The sequence below is a fragment of the Campylobacter sp. CNRCH_2007_0968H genome (genome assembly GCF_025773245.1).
Classification (GTDB): domain Bacteria; phylum Campylobacterota; class Campylobacteria; order Campylobacterales; family Campylobacteraceae; genus Campylobacter_D; species Campylobacter_D lari_D.
This window is the reverse complement of record NZ_JAKMTQ010000010.1, coordinates 1-22,478: the sequence shown is the minus strand read 5'-3', so window position 1 is coordinate 22,478 and position 22,478 is coordinate 1. Positions and strand designations below refer to the sequence as shown.

Sequence of the window (22,478 nt, the reverse complement as noted above, 5' to 3'; positions counted from 1 at the left end):
CCTTTTTGAAAAATAATGAAAAGTATATTGATAGAAAATGAAGTGAAAGTAAAATTAATATTTTTTAAATTTACGAGCTAGGGTAAAAAAACTACGAACAATCCCATAAAGCACATATAAACTAGCAATAATCAATGCACTTTCTAAAAAATACAGATAAAGCATAGAAAATAAAATTACTAAAAGGATTAACACCTTCAAAACATTTGCTCTTTTTAGATCGATTTTCTTAAAACTTGGATACCTTATGTTGCTTACCATTAAAAAGGCTAGAAGCATTTGGATACATATTATTATTAAAGAAAAATCATGTAAAAAATCATAATATAAATAAGCACTTACCCATAAAGCACTTACAACTGCTGCTGTTGGTATAGGTAGACCTATAAAAACCGATGGTTCATAAGTTCCTGTTGTGACATTAAATCTTGCCAAGCGTATAGCGCCAAAAACTACAAATAAACCAGCTATTAATGAGCCAAAACGACCATATTCATAACCTATGCTCATATAAAAAAGCATAGCAGGTGCTACACCAAAGGCTATTAAATCAGCTAGTGAGTCAAACTCAACTCCAAATTTAGAAGTAGAGTTGGTAGCTCTTGCAACGCGTCCATCTAAACCATCGCAAATTAATGATAAAATGATATAAATTAATGCTTTATCAAAGTTTTGATTAATAGAAGCAATCACTGAAATAATACCTAAAAATATGGAAGCGGCTGTAAAAAGATTAGGTAAAATATAAATTAGTTTAAAATTCATGGATTTAAATACCCTATTAATGTACCAATGCGTACTTTATCATTTTCATTTACGCAAATTCTAGTGTCTTTTGGAAGTAATAAACTCACACTACCATCAAACATAAAACCTATGTTTTGTCCATGGCTTAAATGATGACCAAAATCATCAATATGAGCTTTTCTATTTAATGCTCCAAAAATAACGCGTAATGCCCATTGTTTGCTCTTGGAATTAGCTAAAAATAACATTCTTTCACCCATTAAATTTGTATTTTTCATAAATGGACATAAAAAAAGTCCATGCCTTATTCTAGTTTCTTCTATATTCATATCAAGCGGAGCTATGATATTTCCTTGGGAAAAAATATTATTGATAATTTGCACTTCTATACACTCGCCAAGCTCTTTATATGAGCTTGTTTTGATACATTTGATTTTTCCTTCTATGGGAGCTATAATGGTGTTTGGATCTGCTATATAATCAATTTTTTTAGTTCTAAAAAGATAAATAAAAAATATAAAAATACACCATAAAAGCCAAGAAAATCCCCATATAAATTGAAATATTGCAAAAACTATAGCTAGAACTATAAGCAAACTCCAACCAGTTTTTGCAATAAAATTTGTTTTCATTAGTTTTCCTTAGTAGCTTCTTGCTCTTTTTCTTCTAGGCGTGTTGGAAGATTATTTTCTTCTTCATAGTTTTTAATAATCTCTCTTACTTTGGCACCATCAATAGTTTCTTCTTCATAGAGTGCTTGTACCATCACCTCTATAGCACCGCTATAGGTTTTTAAAATTTCTTTTACACCCGCATAGCGTTCATCCAATGTTTTCTTTACATACTCATCTAAATCTTGAGCCATTTTATCAGAATAATCTTTTACAGTTTGCCCGCCACTTAAGAAAGTATTTCTTTGCTTTTCAAGTACCATTAAGCCAGCAATTTCACTCATGCCATACATAGAAATCATAGCTTTGATAATATCAGTTGCACGCTCAAGGTCATTGCTTGCACCTGTCGAAATTTCTTTAATGAAAATTTCTTCAGCCGCGCGTCCTCCTAAAAGCACATCAACTTCAGCTAAAAGTTCATGTTTTTGCATTAAAAATTTATTTTCTTCAGGGGTATTGAGTGTATATCCTAAAGCTGCTAAACCACGAGGAATAACAGAAACTTTACTTACTTTTTTAGCACCTTTTGTAGTTTCAGCTATTAAAGCATGGCCGCACTCATGATAAGTTACGATTTTTTTCTCTTTATCATTAATTCTGCGTGATTTTTTCTCAAGTCCTGCTATGGCTCTTTCTACTGCCTCTACTAAGTCTTTTTGTTCCACATGTTTTTTAGAATCTCTACCTGCAAGCAAAGCTGCTTCATTAATGATATTTGCCAAATCAGCACCCGCAAGACCTGCTGTTAATCTTGCAATATCTTCTACTTTTACTTCAGGTGAAATTTTAACATCTTTCATATGGACTTTTAAAATATCACATCTACCTTTAAAATCAGGCTTATCTACCAAAACTTGCCTATCAAAACGCCCCGGTCTAAGTAGTGCTGCATCAAGTACTTCAGGGCGATTTGTCGCTGCTAGAACAATTACTGGTGAGCTTTCGGTACCAAAACCATCCATTTCAGCTAGAAGTTGATTTAAAGTTTGCTCTCTTTCATCATTTCCGCCCATCATACCGCTTGCTGCACGTGATTTACCTATAGCATCGATTTCATCTATAAATACAATAGCTGGAGCTTCTTTTTTAGCATTTTCAAACAAATCTCTTACTCTAGAAGCACCAACTCCTACAAACATTTCTATAAAAGATGAACCTGATACGCTAAAAAATGGCACATCAGCTTCGCCTGCCACTGCTTTTGCAAGCAAAGTTTTACCTGTACCTGGAGGACCAACAAGCAAAAGTCCTTTTGGAATTTTTGCTCCAAGATTGATGTATCTTTCAGGATATTTTAGAAAATCAACAATTTCTTTAACTTCTTCTTTTGCTTCTTCAACACCTGCAATATCATTAAATTTAACCTTCGGTTTTTCTGAATTTACAAGTTTTTTAGAACTTCCTATACCAAGTATAGATCCACCCATATTTTTTTGCATACGAGAAGCTAAAAACATCCATATACCAAAGAAAATAAATACTGGCAAAACCCAAGAAAGTAAGATATCTATAAACCAATTGCTTTCATTAAAAGCACCATAGGAAACGCCTTTTGAGTCAAGTAAAGGAACAAAAGTAGCATCATTTGGAACTTTTTTGGTAATATATACCATATTTCCTGCTTTAGATACAGCTTTTATAGTAGTTTGACCTATATTAACTTGGGCAATTTGATTATTTTCAATTAAAGTTTTTAATTCAGAATAAGTAACTTTTTTAGTGTTTTCTCCGCCCATAATACCCATGCTACCATCATCTGAAAATCCTTTAAATAAAAGAATCATCACAATGGCAAAAATAGCAAAAATAAAAATGGGATTTTTGTTAAAAAAGTTATTATTGTTTTGATTATCTTTTAAATCATTTGGTTTTTTATTCATTATTGCAATTCCTTTTTATAAACTAAACTCAACCATTCTCCTTTGTGTTTGCATTCTAACAAAGTGAAATCTTTGAATTTATTTTTAATCCTTTCTTCATATTTATTTAATATACCAGATAAGATCAAAATTCCACCTTCTTTGGTTTTTTCTTTAAGATCTTTTTCTAGTATGATCAATATATCGGCAATGATATTTGCCACAACTATATCATATTTATGTAAGCTTTTATTAATAGAACCTACCCAAATATCATCAAAGCTAACTTGATTTAATTTTGCGTTTTCTTTACTTGCAACTATAGCTAATTCATCTGTATCGCAAGCTTGTACTTTGGCTCCAAGTTTTGCCATGATAATGCTTAAAATTCCACTTCCACAACCCACATCTAAGCAAAATTTGGAATTATCTGTATATTTTTGTAGAAATTCTATACAAGTATAAGTACTCTCATGATGTCCTGAGCCAAAAGCTAGAGCAGGATCTATAATGATATTAATTTTATCTTGTTTAGCTTCTTGCCAAGTGGTGTGAATATGGATATTATCGATCGTCAAAGCTTGTATACCTTTTTTATACTCTTCTATCCAATTTTTATTTTCTTTTTTTTCTAAGGTAGAGTGGAAATTAATATGAGTATTTAGTTTTTGACATAATTTTTGATGAAAATCATGCAAGGCTATTTTAATGAGTTCTATATCTTCTTCTGATCTTATATAAATACCATTGTTTTTTTCTTCTATAGCGTCTATCTCTAGAGAAAAGATAAGATCAAGGAATAAATCTAAATATTCCTTGTCTGTTTGAAAAAAAAGTTCGTAATAATGTGTTTGCATAAAAACTTATAATTAGCCTTCGTTTGTTCCTAAAACATCTTCAAGTTTTTCTTTTAACACTTGAGGAGTAAAAGGTTTTACAATATAGTTATTTACGCCTGCTTTTAAGGCGGTAATAACTTCTGCTTTACCACCTTCTGTAGTTACCATAATAATTGGCATATCAGCATATTTTTCTTCCGCTCTTACTTTTTTTACTAATTCCAAGCCATTCATTTCAGGCATATTCCAGTCAGTAATTAAAATTTTAATATCATCATTTTGTGAAAGTAAATCCCAAGCTTCAACTCCGTGTTCAGCTTCTAAAACATCCTTGTGGCCTAATCTTACAAGGGTATTTTTGATTATTCTTCTCATGGTAGAACTATCATCAACTACTAATAACTTCACTTTTTTTCCTTTATCTTGATGTAATTACATAAAACTGTAATTGTATCGTTTTTATTTTTATTAATCAATTAAAAGTTTATATTATATCATTTTAAAATAAAATTAGAATTTAATCACTCTCCGTTTTTATTGTGATTAAATTCAGGCACAATCTCCTTTAAAACTTTTGCAGGATCTGTGCTTTGGAGTAATTTTTCTATTTCTTGATTTAAAATTTTTAAATCTTTAAGATCACTAGTGGTAACAAATATACTTTCATATTGAGTTTTTAAATCATTTTCATGGATTAAAAGCTCTTCGTAAAGTTTTTCACCTTTTCTAAGTCCAGTGATTTTGATTTCTAACTTTTTATTAGAAAGTAAAAGCATTTTTTTAGCTAAATCCATGATTTTAACAGGCTCACCCATATCAAGTACAAATAATTCTCCACCTTTGGCAATAGCCGCAGCTTGTAAAACAAGTTGCACAGCCTCATCTACTAACATAAAATAACGCACTATATCAGGATGAGTAAGAGTAAGTGGCTCATTAGCTGCAATTTGAGCTTTAAATTTAGGTATTACACTTCCACTTGATCCTAAAACATTACCAAAACGCACACAAGCTACTTCAAAATTTTCACAACTTGAGCTTAATGTATAAAGTTCACAAATTCTTTTTGTACAACCCATGATGTTAGTCGGTCTTACAGCCTTATCGGTGCTTATCATAACAAATTTAGCAACTTTATAAGCTTTTGCAAGATCGATTAAATTTTTAGTACCAATGATGTTATTTAAAATAGCTGAATGTGGATTTTGCTCACATAAAGGCACATGTTTGTAAGCTGCTGCATGTAAAATCAAATCTATGTTTTTTTCTTGTAAAAGTTTTTCTAACGCTTCTTTGTCTAATATACTCATCATAATAGGTTCGATTTTTTCTTTATGTAAGCTTAATTCTTCATTGATTTTATATAAATTATACTCACTATGATCAAGCATGATTAAGTGTTTTGCACCAAATTTAATGCATTGTTTGCAAAGTTCACTTCCTATAGTTCCACCAGCTCCACTAACTAAAACTACTTTATCTTTGATAAAATCAATCACGCAAGCATTATCCAAATCTTTTGGCTTACGCGCTAATAAATCTTCGATACTTATATCTCTTGCTTCATTTTGCGTAAAAGAAAAAAGCTTTATATCATTAATCCCATAAGCAATGAGTTCGTCAAAAAGCTTTTTTAATTCTTCTTGCTCAAGTTTTAAAGCAATGATAGCAGTATGAATTCCTTCAGCGGTATATTTTCTGATTGCTTCTTTTTCTTCAACTATAAATTTATCACAATAAGTACCTATTAAATTTTTACGCTCATCTACCACAGCTACAGGGAAAAGTCCTAAGCTCCCTTCTTTAGCTCCTTTTAATAAATGCAAAGCCTTTGAAGTGGCGCCAACTACTATACAAGGATGTTCTTCGTTGTATTTTGGCTTTCTAAAATCAACTATCATTCTTTTGCTTATACGCAAACTTCCAATTAGCATACAAGATAAAACAAAGTCTATTCCTATAACGCTTCTTGGAAAAGGATTAAAAAAATCATCATAAAAATAATAAATTGCTAAAAATACAAGCTCAGCCAAAGCTAAAGCGATGACTAATTTACGCGCTTCATTAAGGGAGAAAAATCTCCAAGCAACTTGATAAATTTTAAAAAAAGCTAGAAAAATGATTTTAAGTAAAATCAAAATCACAGCACTTTTAAATATACCTTCATAAAATTCACTTGGGATGTCTGCACTAAAGCGTAAAGAAAAAGACAAATAAATACTTATAACAAAAAGTAAAATATCAGCGCCTAGAAAAAATCCTAAGCGTTTGCTTTTATAATCCATCTTAGTCCTTTAAGGTGTTTAAGATTAAAGTAGAAACTTCCTCTACATCAGCTTTGCTCATAGTAGTTGCACTTGGAAGGCAAATTCCATTACTAAAGAAAAACTCACTATTACCATTTAAGTAAGTATCGCAGCCTTTGTAAAGTTCTTGCAAATGCATTGGCTTCCAAAGTGGACGACTTTCGATTTTATTATCTTTTAAAACTTGTATGATTTTTAAAATTTTATCTTGAATTTGAACATTTTTATTTTCACATATACAATGTTTTTCATAAGTATTAAGTTTATTTAAATCAAAATCAAGTAAAGCAGTGCTTAACCAGCGATTTGACTTGGTATTTTCAAGCTCATCTAAAAAAGTAAAAGTTCCACTTAAAAATTCTTTATACCAGCTATAAATTTCACGCTTTTTACTCACTCTTTCTTCTAAAACTTCCATTTGAGCAGTACCGATTGCACCTAAGATATTGCTCATTCTATAATTATAGCCATATTCTTTATGCTCATAATGAAGGCAATTTTCTCTAGCTTGGGTACTATAAAATCTTGCTTTTTCAAGATTAGCATGATTTTCACTCACAAGCATGCCACCACCACCTGTTGTGATGATTTTGTTACCATTAAAAGAATATACTCCAAAATCCCCAAAAGTACCTAAAGCTTTATTTTTGTAAAAACTTCCCAAAGCTTCAGCAGCATCTTCGATTAAAAAAATCTCATTTTCTTTACAAATTTGGACAATCTCATCCATTTTAGAAGCATTACCATAAAGGTGTGTTAAAATGAGAGCTTTCGGCTTTTTAGGACTTTCTTTGATAGCTTTTTTTAATAAATTTACATCTAAATTATAAGTTTCATCACAATCAATAAATACAGGCGTAGCATTCATGTAAGAAATAGGTGCTACTGAAGCAATAAAGGTAAAACTTGAAGCTAGAACTATATCGCCTTCTTTGATGCCCAAAACTCTTAAAGTTAAATGAATAGCTGCAGTGGCTGCATTTAGAGCAAGTGCGTTAGAACTTTTTGTATAATCTTTAATACTTTGTTCTAAGGCATTAACAAACTCACCCAAAGGTGCTATATAATTACTTTCAAAAGCTTTGTGTATGTATTCTAATTCTTTTCCACTCATATGTGGTGCTGATAGAAAAAATCTCATTTTACCTCCTTTATTTTCTTAGCAGGAACTCCAGTATAAATACCTTTAGAAGTTAAGTTTTTAACTACAACTGCTCCTGCACCTAAAGTTATATCATCATTTAAACTTATACAAGGAATAACGCTTGAATTAACTCCCAAAAAACAACGCTTTCCTATTTTTACATTTCCTGTTAGTTTAGCCCCAACGCTAATATGGCTAAACTCATCTACAAAACACTCATGCTCAATCACACAAGCAGTATTTAAAATCACACCTTTTGCAATACTAGCTTTAGCATTAACTACGACATTTGGCATGATTAAAATACCCTCATCATCTAAAAAAGCACTTGGGCTAATAATAGCACTTTTGTGTATCAAATTAACTAATCTAAACCCATCATCTTTTGCTTTTTTGAAAAGTTTTTCTCTAATAGAGTTTGCGCCAATAGCAATAAACATATCGTGTTTTTCTAAATTGGAGTGATATTTTAAGCCTTTATTATCATCTAAAAAGATGATTTTTTCATATCCTAAATTTCTAGCTACATCAGCACAGACTAAACCATGCCCACTAGAACCATATATATAAATACTTTTAGTTGTGTCCATTGAATTTATCCGTTGTAGCTACTCCTTCTTTATTAACCCCACTTCTTTTTAAAACTTTAACAATGGTCATAAAAAAGATTTTAAGATCAAATAAAAAAGAGCAATTTTGCACATATTCTACATCATATTTAAATTTTTGCTCCCAAGAAATAGCATTGCGTCCATTAATCTGTGCCCAACCTGTAATGCCTGGTCTTACATCGTGGCGTTTTTTTTGCTCTTGATTGTATAAGGGCAAGTATTCTACAAGTAAAGGTCTTGGGCCTATGAAGCTCATATCGCCTTTTAATACATTAAAAAGTTGTGGTAATTCATCTAAACTCAAGCTTCTAACTAGCTTACCAAAAGGCTTTAGGCGTAATTCATCAGGAAGTAATTCTCCATTTTCATCGGTTTCATCACTCATAGTTTTAAATTTATAAATATAAAAAATTTTTTCATTTAATCCTGGTCTTGCTTGTTTAAAAAGCACACTTCCTTGAACGATTTTTAAAACAATACCTATAAGCACTATAAAGGGTAAAAAAATAATCAATAAAATCAAAGCCAAAAAAAAGTCAAAAACACGCTTTAAACCATTTTTATACATTTGTAAAACCCCTATAAAAGTCAAGATATTTCAAAGCTATGATATTTTCATCATAATTTTGCGCTCTAAGAAAAGCATTTTGTGCTAAAGTATTTTTTAGTTTTTCATCTTCTAGTAAAACTGCGATTTTTTCAGCTAAATCCTTGCTATCTTTGCTTTTACAAATTAAACCGTCTATGGCATTATCCACTGCTTCAATGCAACCCTCAGCATCACTTACCACACATGCTTTTTTACAAGCTTGTGCTTCTAAAACCGTTCTTGGATAGCCTTCTTTATAGCTTGGTAAAACAAAAATATCGCATAAATTTAATAAATGTGCAATATCACTTCTTGCGCCAAGATAAAAAACATCATTTGAGTTTAAAAATTCTAATGGTGCACAAGATTTATTATCATCTCTTCCACCCACTAAAACAAAATTTGCCTTATCTTTTAAAATTTGGCTTGCTTCATAAAATTCTTTAATTCCTTTATGCCAAAGTGCTCTTGAAATCATTAAAACGATAGGTTTATCAGGCATATTGTGTTCTTTTAAAAAAGCTTGTTTTTCTTCTGTGCTAATTTTTAAAGGTAAAAATTGTTTTAAATTTAGCCCTACGGATTTGATGATTTTGATTTTTTCTTCTTTTAAGCCTAAATTTTTCATAAATAAAGCATTGCTTTCATTGACAAAAATAAAACCATTTGCAAGTTTAAAAGAAATTTTATAAAGTAAATTAATGCTTATTCTTACTAATTTGCTTTTAAAATCATCATCTATGTAAAAACTTCCTAAGCCTTCAACCAAACCAAAAGTGTATTTAATGCCCGCCATTTTAGCCGCTATAATACCTGTTGTATTGCTTTTGTGAGCGCTTGTTTGTAAAAGATCTAAATTTAAGCTTTTGAGTGTATTTTTTAAACTAAGTAGATTTTTAAAAACAATTAAAGGATTGACACTTGATCTAGCTAAATCATAAAAGCAAACCTTATAGCCTAGCTCTTGTAACTTAATAGCAAAATCATCTTTTGGAGTGATGATTATAACTTCATGATTATTTTTTTCTAAAGCTCTAATGAGTGCAAGACGAAAATAATACACACTCATTGCGCTATGGGTTAAAATTCCTATTTTCATCTTTTTAGCCTATAAATTTTTGCTCTTGCATCATTAGTGACTTGCTCAAATAAATCTTGATCGTATTGATTTAATAAAAACATTTGTATGTAGGCACTATTATAAAGATTTTCATCTAAAATCACAAAGCTTTTATATTCTCTTAAAAAGAGTAAATAAATTTGAGCTTTTGAATCAATTTCATTGTAATAAAATTTGCCATTAGTGATGGATTCTATATCTACAAAAGCTTTTAAAGGTATAGTTGTACCTTCTAGTTTTAAAGCTCTAAAATCATTAATAATTTCTACTCCATTATCAAGCATAACAGAACCTGTTGTTTTATCTTGAGCTATGGCATTAGCTTGAGAGAAAAATAAACTTTTTTCTTGCTCTCCATTGTCAGGATTTGTATTTGCAAATTGTGCTACCACGGGCATGATACGCAACATTCTATAAGGCATGTAAATATATACATCTCTAGTTTTATTGGTATCAAATTTAAAATCTTTATCATTTAAACTTTCTAAAAAATCTTTAGCACTTGTTTGGTTATAATCTTTTACCATAGCTTTTAAAACATCAGGATAATTTTCTTTGAAAGATTTTTCAGTGTATTCTACGCTAAGTCTTGCCATGTTAGCTGCTGGAATTTGTTCTTTACTTAAGACAAAAGATGAGAAAAAATTATCTTTTCCTAGGTGTTTTCCGCCATCGATTAAGGTTTTTACATCACTATAATAGCGTATTGGATAACCATAATCCCACCAAGCAACAACATAATCTTCTCTTTGAGCTTTATTTTTTAAATCATTTAAAATACTAGCTTCATAAGAAGTAAAAACAGTAGAGGATTTATAATAATAAATATGCATTAGGGCAGGACTTATACTAAAAAATGCAATGAGTATGAGCAAGATGTTTTTATTTTTTAGATTAAGTTTGATTTGTTTTTTTTCTAAAAAATTAAAAAAAGCATATAAAAAATACCCAAAACCCAAAGCCATCACAGGAACTGCATAAATGGTAAATCTAAGTCCAGCTCTTAAAGCTATAAAACCTAGTGCAAGCATAGGTAGAGCTAAAAGCATACTTTTGTGATCTTTGCAAAGCAAGATAAAACCTATAAAAGAAAGGACAAATACTAAAACACTGGAACTAATTCTTTGCATAAATACTTCAGGATCGATAGTATTTACTTCCATAATAGTTTCATTAACATTAAAATACATAAAGGCAGCATCTTTTAAATTTTGCACATCAGAAGCTTTGAAAACATAAAATTTAAGTTGATATAAAACAGGATCTAAACCACCACTTAAATGTAATATCAAAATGCTAATAAAAATCAAAGCCCAAACCATATAAAAATTAATTTTTTCTTCTTTAAAGGCAAAAATAGCAAATAACAATACAATTAAAGCAAGCTTATATTGCCATGCTAGCATACTTAAAGCTATGATCATTAAAGCAATAGCTAGATAAAAAATCTTTTCTTTTCTATGAAATACTAAAGTATAAAGACCAAAAAGTCCTATCATGGCAAAATTTAAAGAATAACTTGATGGATACCACCACAAATAAATCATGATGAAAACCGGACTTAAAAGTAGGGTAAAAATGTCTTTATTAATAGTTAAGCGTATAAAGGTAAGCAAAATAAGCATTGGCAAAACTAACACTAGCATATCAGTATCATAATACCCACTCATAGTGCGGTTATAATAACTATTTGCAATGCTTCCAAGTAAGGCTGCTATAAAGCCATAGGTAGTGAGTTTATACTCTCTTGCGATTAATATAATAGGCACAACAATCAAAGAAGCAAAAAAAGTACTCATATATAAAATAATACTTTCAAAGCTAAAAGGTAAAATGCTATAAAGCCAATAAGTTAAAGTAGAAAGTGAGCTTCCAAAATAAGATAAGTCATTAGGTTGATGAAAACCTGCTATCATATCTCTTGCACCTTCTGCAAAAGCATAGCCATCATTAGTAGTAATCATAAGTTGATCATTAAAGAAAAACTCATAAAACTCACTTGCCCAAGCTACCCAGTATAATCTACACAAAACACTAAAAGTAAAGGCTATAAGGATTAAAATACAGGTATATTTTATAGAATTATTATCAGTGAAATTTTGTTGTAGTTTCATTTTATGCCTTGTTGAAAAATTCAAATAATTGCTTTGCTATGCTAATTTTATCAAATTCTTTTGCACGCAAAAAAGCCTTTTGTCTATATGAAGCTTTTAGTGCTTCATCATTGCACATTTTTTCTAAGCCTTCTTGCATGGCTTTTTCATCATCTACTTTTACTAAAAGTCCAAACTCATCATCTAAAAATAGCTCCCTTGCGCCACTTTTATGATCAGTGCAAAGTACGGCAGTATTACAAGCTAAGCATTCGATTAAAACATTGGAAAAACCTTCAAAACTTGAAGCAAAAGCAAAAAAGTCACATTTGCTCATGTATTTATAAGGATTTTTATCAAAACCTAGTAAAAAGACTTTATCTTTTAAATTTAAAGTTTCTATTAAAGCTAAAAGCTCATCTTTTAAAATGCCCTCGCCTAAAATGACTAATTTTAAATCAGTTTTAACTTTTGCATAAGCTCTTATAAGCATAGCATGATTTTTACCACGATCAAGCCTTCCAACACTTAATATAAAAGGATCTTTAAAGTCTATTTTTTCTTTAGATTTTTCTATAATGTTTTCTAAGTCTATGGCATTGTATAAAATATCGCATTTTTTAGCCTCTATATTGAAATTTTGTATTAAATCTTCTTTGTTTCCTATAGAATTTGCTAAGATTAAATCTGCTTTGTTATAAAGTTTTTTAATAAGAAATTTATTGATAAAAGAATTTAGATTATTATGTTTATAAATTACACTTGGAGTGGTGCATTCATTGATAATAAGGGTTGATTTAAGTCCTAGGGATTTTGCCATTAACGCAATATAATTAGGTCTATTTAATAATACAAATTGCAAGTTGATTTTTAAATCTTCACAAAGTTTTTTGTATTTCATAGCTAGCAAGGGTAGTTTTAAAAATTTAGCTAAGTTACTTTCACTTGGACTTGATTTTTCAAGATAGTGGATATTAACTTCAGGAATATCATATGATATTTTATCATTCATTAAAATTAAATGTATTTCATATTTTAAATTTAACACAGGTAATAGTGTAGATACAACCCTTTCAGCGCCACCACTTCCTAAAGAATAAATAAAAATTGCCAGTTTTTTCATTTTAAACCCTTACTTCTTTGATTAAATCAAGCCATTTTTGTGCTACATTGGCCACTTCATAATCTTTACATCGTTGCTGTGCATTAAGCGCTAGTGTTTTTCTTAAATTTTCATCTTGCATTAAAAGTGCGAGTTTTTCGCTTAAAGCTTTTTCATCATCTAAATCTACTAAAAATCCATCTTTTTCATCATCAATTAAATCTTTATGACCGCTTGTGTATTTAGTGCTAATGCGCGCTACTTGATAATATAAACTTTCAAGTAAAACTGTTGGCAAGCCTTCTATGAAAGAGCAAAGGCAGATTATTTTTGCTTTTTTATAAAGCTCTTGTATATTTTCAACTTTACCTAGAAAATTAACTTTGATATGTAAATTTTTGGCTTCTTGTTCTAAATCTTGTCTTAATTCTCCATCACCTGCTATGAAAAAGTTGTATTGTTTTTGTAAATTTGTATCTAGCCTTGCTATGGCTTTTAAAAACATAGAAGCATTTTTATTATGATCAAGTCTGCCTACGAAAATGACATTATTTTCTTTTTCTAAATTTTCTTTAATAGGGCTAAAATGACAAGGATTTGGCATATTGATAACTTTTTTAACAAAGTTTTCATAGTAATTTTTATCATCATTACTTAGCACGGTTAAAGCATTTGCATGAGGAAAACTTATACGGCGTAAAAACTTCCAAATTTTAGATTTTAAATAAGTATAAGAGCTATGCTCGCTAATGATTAAAGGTGTATTTAAACCTTTGTTTGCCCAAATGCAAGCAATATTAGTTGTATCTAAAAATGAGATAAAAACATCGCTTTTGTGGTCTTTAAGTGCTTGTTTTAAGGCTTTGAATTTTTTAATGCGTGAGGCTATTTTATTATAAAGAGTGGAAAAGTCAAACTGCTCTAGGGTAAAAAGTTTGATTTTTGGATCAAGCTTGTAAAAAGAGTCTTCTTTGTGAAATTTAATAATATTTATTTCATGATTTTTGCAAAGTTCATTAGCTAAAGTGACTAATACTCTTTCAGCACCGCCTGAATTTAAAGTAGCTATGATGAAAGTGATTTTCATACTTGTTCCTTCAAATGCCCATGTTTTACTTCAAATACTCTATCACAACCTTGTATAGTTGAGAGCCTATGGGCTATGATGATGAGGGTTTTATCTTTTGAAATTTTATAGATTTCTTCCATGATTTTTGCTTCACTTTCTTGATCAAGAGCACTAGTTGCTTCATCTAAAACTAAAATTTCAGGTTGTTGGTAAAGTGCTCTTGCTATGGCTATTCTTTGTCTTTGACCTCCACTTAAAAACGAACCTGAATCACCTATCTTAGTATGTACTCCATCTTCAAGTGAATTTACAAAGCTTTCAAGATTAGCTTGTTTGATCACTTTGTGCAAAAGTGCTTCATCTACTTCTTCTCCAAAGCTAATATTTTTAGCAATAGAATCATTAAAAAGATAAATTTGTTGAGGTATGTAGCCAATTTTACTTCTAAAACTTTTTATATTGCTCTCATCAAGCTTAATTCCATCTACAAAAATAGCTCCATCACTTGGTTTTAAAAGTCCTATGATAAGATCAACTAAAGTACTTTTACCACTTCCACTTTTACCTATAAAAGCGATTTTTTCATTTTTATTAAGCTCAAAATTTAAATTTTTAAATAAGTTTTTCTTACCCTTATAAGCAAAGAAAAGATTTTTCAAAACGATTTTTTCTTTAAATTCAATACTTTCATCACCTAGTTTTTCTTCTTTTTCATTGAGCATATTATAAATAATATCTAAAGAGTTTTTATAATATGTGATTTCATTATAACTTGTGATGATACGATTAGCACTTGGCATAAGCCTATAAAGAGCCACCACAAAAATAGTAATAGTTGCTAAGATAGATGAAATATCACTTTCATATCTTAAAACTAAATACACCACAATAAAACAAAGCATACAAAAACCTATACCTTCAAGGTAAATTCTAGGAATGCTTGACATGCTTTCATTGCTAATGTTTGCTTTGGCAAAAAGCCCACTTTGAATTTCATAAAGCTTTTGTGTGCTTTGTTCTTTGGTTTTGAGTTTGATGATTTTAAGGTTGTTTAAATTTGCATTTAAAATTTCAAAATAATTTTTCATCGCCTCTTCTCTAGCTATGGAAGCTTTTTTTACCAAGGGTGAGAGGATTTTAATCAAAATAAAAGCATTTAAAAGTAAAAAAGCACTTAAAGCTAGGGTGATTTTATAGTTGATAATTAGCAATAAAGTATAAAGTAAAAACACCACAAAGCTTTCACTTAGCATAAGTAAAAAAGCACTAATTAAAGTGCTTAAATGAAATACTTCTTGAGTGATGGTTTTTAAAAGTTCTGATTGATTTTTATTAGTAAAATTCTCATATTCAAGGTGTAAGTATTTATCAAAAATACGACAAGCAAGGCTGTGGTAACGCCCTTTAGAAAAACGCGCAAGTAAATGAAAATAAAAGGCATTTAAAAAGGCTCTAAAAATATAAAAGGCGATTAATATACAGCCAAAATAAGCAATAATCTTATAACTTGGTAAATTTAAATACTCATATACAGGTTGAAAATAGGAGCTTTTTTCTAAAAGCTCAAAATTACTCGCCACTGATACAAAAGGCATGATCAAAGAAATAGCAAAGCTTTCTATGAATCCTATAAAAATAGAAAAAATTAGCAAAGCAAATAAAAATTTCTTATCATGGGCATTGAGTATGAAAAAAAGTTTTTTTAACACTGTTTTTCCCACTCATAAGCACTTTTACAGATTAATTCTAAATTATCATATTTTGGTTTCCAATTAGTTAGGGTTTTGATTTTATCAGCATTTGAAATAAGCACAGAAGGATCCCCAGCTCTTTTTGGTGCAAGTTCTACTGTGAAATCCACCCCGCTTACTTTTTTCATAGTTTCAATAACTTCTTTTACGCTAAAGCCATGTCCATAGCCTACATTGAAAATATTACTTTCATTGTTTTCTAGGTATTCTAAAGCAGCTAAATGTGCACTTGAAATATCATCAACATGGATAAAATCTCTAATACAAGTACCATCTTTAGTATTATAATCATCGCCAAAAATATAAAGCTTTTCTCTTTTTCCTGTGGCTACTTCAGCAGCAACCTTGATAAGTAAAGTAGCTTTTGGATAGCGTTGACCTATAGGATAACTCATGCAAGCACCTGCTACATTGAAGTATCTTAAAATGCAATATTTAAATTCAGGATCAGCCATATTAGCATCTTGCAAGACTTTTTCGCTCATTAGTTTGCTTTGTCCATAAGGATTAATCGGTGCTAATGGACTTTGCTCATCCACAATAGGAGTTTGTGGCTCTCCATAAGTAGCTGCGGTTGAAGAAAAAATGAATTTTTTCACACCTGTTTCTAAACAAGTTTGGATTAGATTACTTGTGTTTGCGGTATTGTTCATATAATATTTTAAAGGATTTTCCATACTTTCAGGAACTTCAATACTAGCTGCAAAATGCACAATTGCATCAAATTTTTCTTCTTTGAAAAGTTTTTTAATCCCAGCATAATCGCTTAAATCTTGCTCAAAAAACTTAAAAGGTCTGATTTTAGAAAGTTCATCCAAACTTTTTTTGCTACCTTTTGAAAGATTATCTAATACACAAATTTCATGATTTGTTTCTAAAAATTGTTTTAAAGTATGAGAGCCTATGTATCCTGCGCCACCGGTGATTAAAATTTTCATTTTTATCCTTTTTGTGATATTTAATAATAGTTATTTTAATATACTTTTCTTAATTAATTTAAAACTTGTTCTTTTCTTTTTCTATGGCCTCTAAAAATGGCTTTTGATAGCTTTTATCGCTATGTTTTTGCAAAAGCTCTTCTTTGAAATTTTCTAAAATATTAAGATAATCTTCTTGGGTTAAATTACCTTTAATGAGTTCGTATTTTAAAAATAGCATATAGGTGTTTAACACATCGCTTTCGCAGTATTCGTGAATTTTTTCTAATTTGTTTTGATAAAAAAGTTCTAATACTTCATTTCCATGCACATCATATTTTCCAGGAAGTCCTGCCATAGCACAAAGCGTGTCAAGTCTTAAGCCTTTTTGACCAAAACTTCCTAAAGATTCTAATAAATCACAATGTTTATTTTCTGCAAATTTGCTTTTGTAGTTATTCCATTTATCGCTTGCGTCCAAATAAGCACTTGCGTTGATATTGTATTTTAATGCTCTTATAACAAGCAAAGGCATGTCATAGCTTTTACCATTAAAACTTACAAGGCGGGGTTGGTGTTTGTCTATGAAGTTAAAAAACTCTTCTAGCATTTGCTTTTCATTTTCGCCTTTGATTTTATTGACTTTGATGAAATTTCCAAATTTATCTGCAATCACTGCACAAATGCTTACAACTTTATGAAAAGGCAAGGGTAAAAATTCACTTCCGCTTTCTTCTTTTTGTCTTTCTAAAGCTTGCTTGCTAATGCTTAAATCATCGCCATTAAAATCATAAAGATGTTTTATCAATTCTACATCAGGAATACTCTCACAATCAAAAACGCAAATATATTCTTGCATGATAAACCTTTTTTTAAAAAATCTTTGTTAAAATCATAACAGAAAATTTAAAAATAAAGTAGTATATGAAAATAGGTTTGGTTAAATTATCCGCACTTGGAGATATCATCCATGCGGTGATTGTTTTGCAATTTATTAAAAAGCATTATCCTAAGGCGAGTATTGATTGGTTTGTAGATGCAAGATTTGCAGGATTATTGCAAGATCATCCAATGATCAATGAAGTTTATGCCCTGCCTTTAAAAGATAGAAAATTCAAAGAAGTTTTTGCTATGCTTTTTGAAGCTAGGCAAAACAAATATGATGTTGTGATTGATTTGCAAGGTTTGATTAAATCCGCTTTAGTGAGTAAATTTTTATGTGCTAATACTTTTGGTTTTGATCAAGAAAGTATCAAAGAGGGCTTTGCGAGTAATTTTTATACGCATAAATTTGCGTGTAATTATGAAGAAAATATTATCGTGCGTAATCTTTCTTTGGTGGCTTATGTATTAAATGAGCATTTTGATCATAGTGACATAGAGTTAAAACAAAGCTGTTTTAGTGTAGATGATGAGTTAAAAGAAAGCTTAGAACAAAGGCTTTCTTTAAGTGAAAGTGCGCCAAATATACTCATACATGTAGGCTCATCTATGCCTAATAAAATTTACCCAAAAGAGCGTTTGATACTACTTTGCAGAATGCTTTTAGAGTATTTTACTAGTGCAAAAATCATGCTTGGTTGGGGTAATGTTAATGAGTTTAATTTTGCTAAAGATATAGTTTTAAATTTAAAACATTTGAAAATAGAACTTGCACCAAAATTAAGCTTAAGTGAGCTTTGTGCTTTAACTAAGACGAGTGATTTAATTATCGGAAATGATAGCGGGCCTACTCATTTAGCCTTTGCATTAAACAAGCCTTCTATAACGATTTTTGGTGCTACTCCTAGCCAAAGAAATACTTATGAAACAAATATCAACAAAACAATCAATGCAGGTAAAAAAATACTGCATTCAAAACATATAGATAAAAGTGATTTTTGCATACAAAATATCGATGAAAAAGATATTTTTAAACTAGCTTGTGAGCTTTTAGAAAAATGATAAATTATGTATATCTAAGCCTTTTTTATATATTAAAAGCCCTTGTGAAGATTTTACCTGTAAAACTTTTAAATTCTTTTGCAAATTTGGTTGCTTTAATCACTTATAAGTTAAATCACAAACACCGCAAAATCATTGACATAAACTTAAAAATTTGCTTTCCTGAAAAAGATCAAAAATGGCGTGATGAAACTAGTCTTAATATCTATAAAAATTTTGCTAAATTTGGGATTGATTTTATCAAAAATCAAAATGCAAGCAAAGAAGAAATTATCGATAAAATTTGCTTTGATGATGAGGAGCAAATTTTAAATATAATGCAAAGTAAAAGACCCTTGATTGTAACTACGGCTCATTATGGTAACTGGGAGCTTTTGGCTTTGTCTTTTGGAGCTAAATTTCAAGGAATTTCCATAGTTGGAAGAGCACTTGATAGCGTGATAATGGATAAAATTTTAAGTAAAAATCGCACGCAATTTAATATAGAGCTTATAGAAAAAAAGGGCGGGCTTAGAAAAATGCTAAAAGCCTTAAAAGAAGGTAGATCGCTTGGAATTTTAACCGATCAAGATGCAGTGGATAGTGAAAGTGTAAAAATACAATATTTTAACCAAGAAGTAAATTTCATAGCAGGTGCAAGTGTACTTGCTAAAAAAACAAATGCTATGATTTTACCTTGTTTTGTGTATCAAAAAGATGAGAAATTTTTTGTAAAAACTTTTAAGGCTTTAGATGCAAGCAAGGCAAGTATAGAAGAGCTTACTAAGTATCAAGCAAAGTGTTGTGAAGAGATGATTAAATTTAAACCTGATGAGTATTTTTTCTTTCATAAGAGATTTAAAAGATACAATCATGAATTATATTTATAGGACATAAAATGGATTTAAAGCAAATTAGTGTGATAATGATTGTTAAAAATGCTCAAAAAACTTTAAAAGCTTGCTTGGAATCTTTGCAAGAATTTGGCGAGATAGTTTTGATAGAAAATGATAGCAATGATGATACTTTAAAAATTGCTTATGAGTTTAGTAAAAGTTATAAAAATATCAAGATTTATCAGCATAAATTTATAGGTTTTGGACCTTTGAAAAATTTAGCCATAAGTTATGCTAGCAATGATTGGATTTTTAATATTGACGCAGATGAGCTTGCTAAGAAAGAATTTTTACAAGAATTAGGGCAAATTGAGCCTAATAAAGAAGATATTATAGCCTTACCAAGAGAAAATTTATATAATGGAGAGTGGATTAAAGCTTGTGGGTGGTGGCCCGATCATGTAATGCGGGTGTTTAATAAAACCCATACTAATTTTAATGAAAATTTAGTGCATGAGAGTTTGATTTTATATGAAGATAGTAAAAAGATTAAGTTGCAAAATGGTTTGAGACATTTTGCGTTTGATGATATCGATAGTTTGCTAGATAAGCTTCAAAAATACTCTAAGCTTTGGGCTTTGCAAAATTTACACAGAGAAAGTAGTGTTTGCAAGGCATTGCTAAGAGGAATTTGGACGTTTTTTAGAAATTATGTTTTGAAAAAAGGGATTTTTTATGGCTATAAAGGCTTTATCATAAGTACTTGCAATGGTCTTGGGGCCTTTTTTAAATATATGAAATTGTATGAGTTAAAAAAACAAAAGCCAAAAACTTGTGCTTTGATCATTACAACCTATAATCAAAAAGAAAGGCTCGCTTTGGTGCTTGATAGCGTTAAAAACTTAGAGCCTTTACCAGATGAGGTTTTAATAGCTGATGATGGAAGCAGGGAAGATACAGTCAAGCTTATACAAGCTTATCAAAAAGATTTTCCTTGTAAATTAGAGCATATTTGGCAAGAAGATGAGGGATTTAGACTAAGTGAGATTAGAAACAAAGCTATTAAAGCTTCTAAAAGCGAATATATAATCGTTATAGATGGAGATATGGTTTTAGAAAAAAGTTTTGTAGCTGATCATTTGAAATTTGCACAAAAAAAAGTATTTTTGCAAGGTTCTAGGGTGATTTTAAATGAAAAAGAAAGCAAAGAACTTTTAAGCAAAAATGATTTTAGTTTGGCTTTTAATAAAAAGGGTTTTAAAAATCAAAGAAATATTTTTTTAGCTAAATGTATATATAAATTTTCAAAACTAGCTAAGAAATTTTTTAAAAAATCACAACTTATTAAAGGTATAAGAGGCTGCAATATGAGCTTTTATAAAAGTGATTTTGAAGCCATTGAGGGATTTAATGAAAAATTTATAGGCTGGGGTAGGGAAGATAGCGAGTTTGTAGCTAGATTTTTATTTAATGAGGGAGTGTTTAAAAGGCTTAAATTTAATGCTCTGGCTTATCATATCTACCATGAAGAAAATAGCAAAAATATGCTTGAAATCAATCATCAAATTTATCTTGAAACTATAAAAAATAAAAAAATAACTTGGAGATAAAGTATGAAAAAAGTAGGCATAGTAATCCCCATATACAATGTAGAAAAATATCTAAAAGAATGTTTAGATAGTGTAATCAATCAAACTTATACTAACTTAGAAATCATACTCGTAAATGATGGTAGTACAGATGAAAACTCACTCAATATTGCAAAAGAATACACTTTAAAAGATAAAAGAATCACTCTTTTTGATAAAAAAAATGGTGGTTTAAGTAGTGCTAGAAATGTAGGTATAGAATTTTTTTATGGTGAATATGAAATACAATATATTGAAAAAGAAAATGAATTAAATATTTTTAAGATTGTTGGCAATAATCCACAAAATATTTATAAAATTTATAAGTACGAAAATGCTTTAGCGAACGATAGGCTAGAAATTCCAAAGATTGATTATATTATTTTTTTAGATTCTGATAATTATTGGGAGTTAAACTGCATAGAAGAATGCGTTGTGAGAATGCAAAATGTAGATGTATTGCTATTTGATTATAAATGTGTTTATGAAGATGGAATTAAAGATAAGGGAAAAAAAACGAGATTTCAAAAATTTTCTTACAATGATGAATGTATTATTAGTCCAAAAGAATATGCACAAAGAGCAGAAGAGGTTGGTATGAGAGATATTTCTTTTGGTGTTATGGGGATGATAGATTTTGACTTTTTAAGATCTATAAAATTAAAGTTTATTAATTATATTATTAATGAAGATATACATTTTGGTATGGTTTTGTTTGCTTGCGCCAAGTCTATTTGTATTTTACCTAAACCATTATATATTTGTATTTTAAGATCCAATAGCATATCAAATCATGATAAAAAAATTACAAAGGAAAATGTGTCAGAATATTTTAAAGATTTATATGAAGCTTTTGGGGAAAATGCCAAAGAAGCAAAAAACTATCTAAAAGCAGCAAGTAGAGTGATAACAGCTTTAGAAATGATAGAATTTTTTAAAGAGCAAAAGAGTGAAAATGCATTGGCTATAAAAGAGACATTTTTGTCTTTTTATGTAAAAAAGGCTTTAATGATTAAAAAATTTAAAAAAGACCCTTTGAATTTAAAAGAAAAATTACCTATTATTACACCATATATAGAAACACGAATTCCTTATGATCTTTGGAAAATTTGGCAAAAAGTAAAAAGTTTTTTTAAATAATTTAATGTTTTATCTTGAAACTATAAAAAATGAAAAAACAACTTGGAGATAAAGTATGAAAAAAGTAGGCGTAGTAATCCCCATATACAATGTAGAAAAATATCTAAAAGAATGTTTAGATAGTGTAATT

21 protein-coding genes are annotated in these 22,478 nt (G+C 29.7%); 5 read left to right on the top strand and 16 right to left on the bottom strand.

The window, feature by feature from the left end:
• Positions 1-54: 54 nt before the first annotated feature.
• The 16 genes from pssA to L8Y18_RS06380 all read right to left on the bottom strand — a co-directional run bounded on the left by pssA (position 55) and on the right by L8Y18_RS06380 (position 17,680).
• On the bottom strand, positions 55-765 hold the full coding sequence (pssA, locus tag L8Y18_RS06455; protein ID WP_133319743.1) for a CDP-diacylglycerol--serine O-phosphatidyltransferase: 711 nt from the start codon (positions 763-765) through the stop codon (positions 55-57).
• Entirely contained in the window at positions 762-1,379 is a 618-nt protein-coding gene (locus L8Y18_RS06450) for a phosphatidylserine decarboxylase (protein ID WP_220567229.1), read from the bottom strand. The genes pssA and L8Y18_RS06450 overlap by 4 nt, the downstream gene beginning before the upstream one ends.
• A complete protein-coding gene (ftsH, locus tag L8Y18_RS06445; protein WP_263676510.1) occupies positions 1,379-3,301 on the bottom strand; it encodes an ATP-dependent zinc metalloprotease FtsH in 1,923 nt (640 codons plus the stop codon). Before ftsH ends, L8Y18_RS06450 begins: the two co-directional genes overlap by 1 nt.
• Positions 3,301-4,137, bottom strand: a complete 837-nt coding sequence (locus tag L8Y18_RS06440; RefSeq protein WP_133319740.1) for a 50S ribosomal protein L11 methyltransferase — start codon at positions 4,135-4,137, stop codon at positions 3,301-3,303. The genes ftsH and L8Y18_RS06440 overlap by 1 nt, the downstream gene beginning before the upstream one ends.
• Positions 4,138-4,149: 12 nt before the next feature.
• A complete protein-coding gene (locus L8Y18_RS06435; protein ID WP_039619063.1) occupies positions 4,150-4,527 on the bottom strand; it encodes a chemotaxis response regulator CheY in 378 nt (125 codons plus the stop codon).
• Positions 4,528-4,640: 113 nt separating this feature from the next.
• A complete protein-coding gene (gene pglF, locus L8Y18_RS06430; RefSeq protein ID WP_263676509.1) occupies positions 4,641-6,404 on the bottom strand; it encodes a UDP-N-acetylglucosamine 4,6-dehydratase (configuration-retaining) in 1,764 nt (587 codons plus the stop codon).
• Between the two features lies 1 nt (position 6,405).
• The gene (gene pglE / locus L8Y18_RS06425) at positions 6,406-7,566 is read right to left on the bottom strand and encodes a UDP-N-acetylbacillosamine transaminase (RefSeq protein WP_263676508.1); all 1,161 of its coding nucleotides are present in this window, start codon (positions 7,564-7,566) and stop codon (positions 6,406-6,408) included.
• Positions 7,563-8,159 (bottom strand): UDP-N-acetylbacillosamine N-acetyltransferase, encoded by a 597-nt coding sequence (gene pglD, locus L8Y18_RS06420; RefSeq protein ID WP_263676507.1) that lies wholly within the window; start codon positions 8,157-8,159, stop codon positions 7,563-7,565. The genes pglE and pglD overlap by 4 nt, the downstream gene beginning before the upstream one ends.
• Positions 8,146-8,748, bottom strand: coding sequence for an undecaprenyl phosphate N,N'-diacetylbacillosamine 1-phosphate transferase (gene pglC, locus L8Y18_RS06415; RefSeq protein ID WP_047208557.1), 603 nt, complete (start codon positions 8,746-8,748; stop codon positions 8,146-8,148). Before pglC ends, pglD begins: the two co-directional genes overlap by 14 nt.
• Positions 8,741-9,868 (bottom strand): N,N'-diacetylbacillosaminyl-diphospho-undecaprenol alpha-1,3-N-acetylgalactosaminyltransferase, encoded by a 1,128-nt coding sequence (gene pglA / locus L8Y18_RS06410; protein ID WP_263676506.1) that lies wholly within the window; start codon positions 9,866-9,868, stop codon positions 8,741-8,743. Before pglA ends, pglC begins: the two co-directional genes overlap by 8 nt.
• Positions 9,865-12,003 (bottom strand): STT3 domain-containing protein, encoded by a 2,139-nt coding sequence (locus tag L8Y18_RS06405; RefSeq protein ID WP_263676505.1) that lies wholly within the window; start codon positions 12,001-12,003, stop codon positions 9,865-9,867. The genes pglA and L8Y18_RS06405 overlap by 4 nt, the downstream gene beginning before the upstream one ends.
• 1 nt (position 12,004) lies before the next feature.
• Positions 12,005-13,105, bottom strand: a complete 1,101-nt coding sequence (locus L8Y18_RS06400) for a glycosyltransferase (protein WP_263664940.1) — start codon at positions 13,103-13,105, stop codon at positions 12,005-12,007.
• A 1-nt stretch (position 13,106) separates the two neighbouring features.
• Complete coding sequence (locus tag L8Y18_RS06395; RefSeq protein ID WP_263676504.1) at positions 13,107-14,171, bottom strand: glycosyltransferase; 1,065 nt, start codon at positions 14,169-14,171, stop codon at positions 13,107-13,109.
• Positions 14,168-15,862 (bottom strand): ABC transporter ATP-binding protein, encoded by a 1,695-nt coding sequence (locus L8Y18_RS06390; protein WP_263676503.1) that lies wholly within the window; start codon positions 15,860-15,862, stop codon positions 14,168-14,170. Before L8Y18_RS06390 ends, L8Y18_RS06395 begins: the two co-directional genes overlap by 4 nt.
• Entirely contained in the window at positions 15,856-16,842 is a 987-nt protein-coding gene (gene galE / locus L8Y18_RS06385) for a UDP-glucose 4-epimerase GalE (RefSeq protein ID WP_263676502.1), read from the bottom strand. Before galE ends, L8Y18_RS06390 begins: the two co-directional genes overlap by 7 nt.
• Positions 16,843-16,900: 58 nt before the next feature.
• Positions 16,901-17,680, bottom strand: coding sequence for a 3'-5' exonuclease (locus L8Y18_RS06380; RefSeq protein ID WP_263676501.1), 780 nt, complete (start codon positions 17,678-17,680; stop codon positions 16,901-16,903).
• Between the two features lie 65 nt (positions 17,681-17,745).
• Here L8Y18_RS06380 and waaC point away from each other — a divergent pair, with 65 nt between their 5' ends.
• The 5 genes from waaC to L8Y18_RS06355 all read left to right on the top strand — a co-directional run.
• Positions 17,746-18,765, top strand: coding sequence for a lipopolysaccharide heptosyltransferase I (waaC, locus tag L8Y18_RS06375; protein ID WP_074692812.1), 1,020 nt, complete (start codon positions 17,746-17,748; stop codon positions 18,763-18,765).
• Positions 18,762-19,634: a lipid A biosynthesis lauroyl acyltransferase gene (locus tag L8Y18_RS06370; protein WP_263662615.1), complete on the top strand. Its 873-nt coding sequence runs from the start codon at positions 18,762-18,764 to the stop codon at positions 19,632-19,634. Before waaC ends, L8Y18_RS06370 begins: the two co-directional genes overlap by 4 nt.
• An 8-nt stretch (positions 19,635-19,642) precedes the next feature.
• The gene (locus L8Y18_RS06365) at positions 19,643-21,190 is read left to right on the top strand and encodes a glycosyltransferase family 2 protein (protein ID WP_263676500.1); all 1,548 of its coding nucleotides are present in this window, start codon (positions 19,643-19,645) and stop codon (positions 21,188-21,190) included.
• Positions 21,191-21,193: 3 nt separating this feature from the next.
• On the top strand, positions 21,194-22,348 hold the full coding sequence (locus tag L8Y18_RS06360; RefSeq protein WP_263676497.1) for a glycosyltransferase family 2 protein: 1,155 nt from the start codon (positions 21,194-21,196) through the stop codon (positions 22,346-22,348).
• Between the two features lie 55 nt (positions 22,349-22,403).
• A partial coding sequence (locus tag L8Y18_RS06355; RefSeq protein ID WP_141082305.1) for a glycosyltransferase family A protein occupies positions 22,404-22,478 on the top strand: 75 nt, incomplete at its 3' end.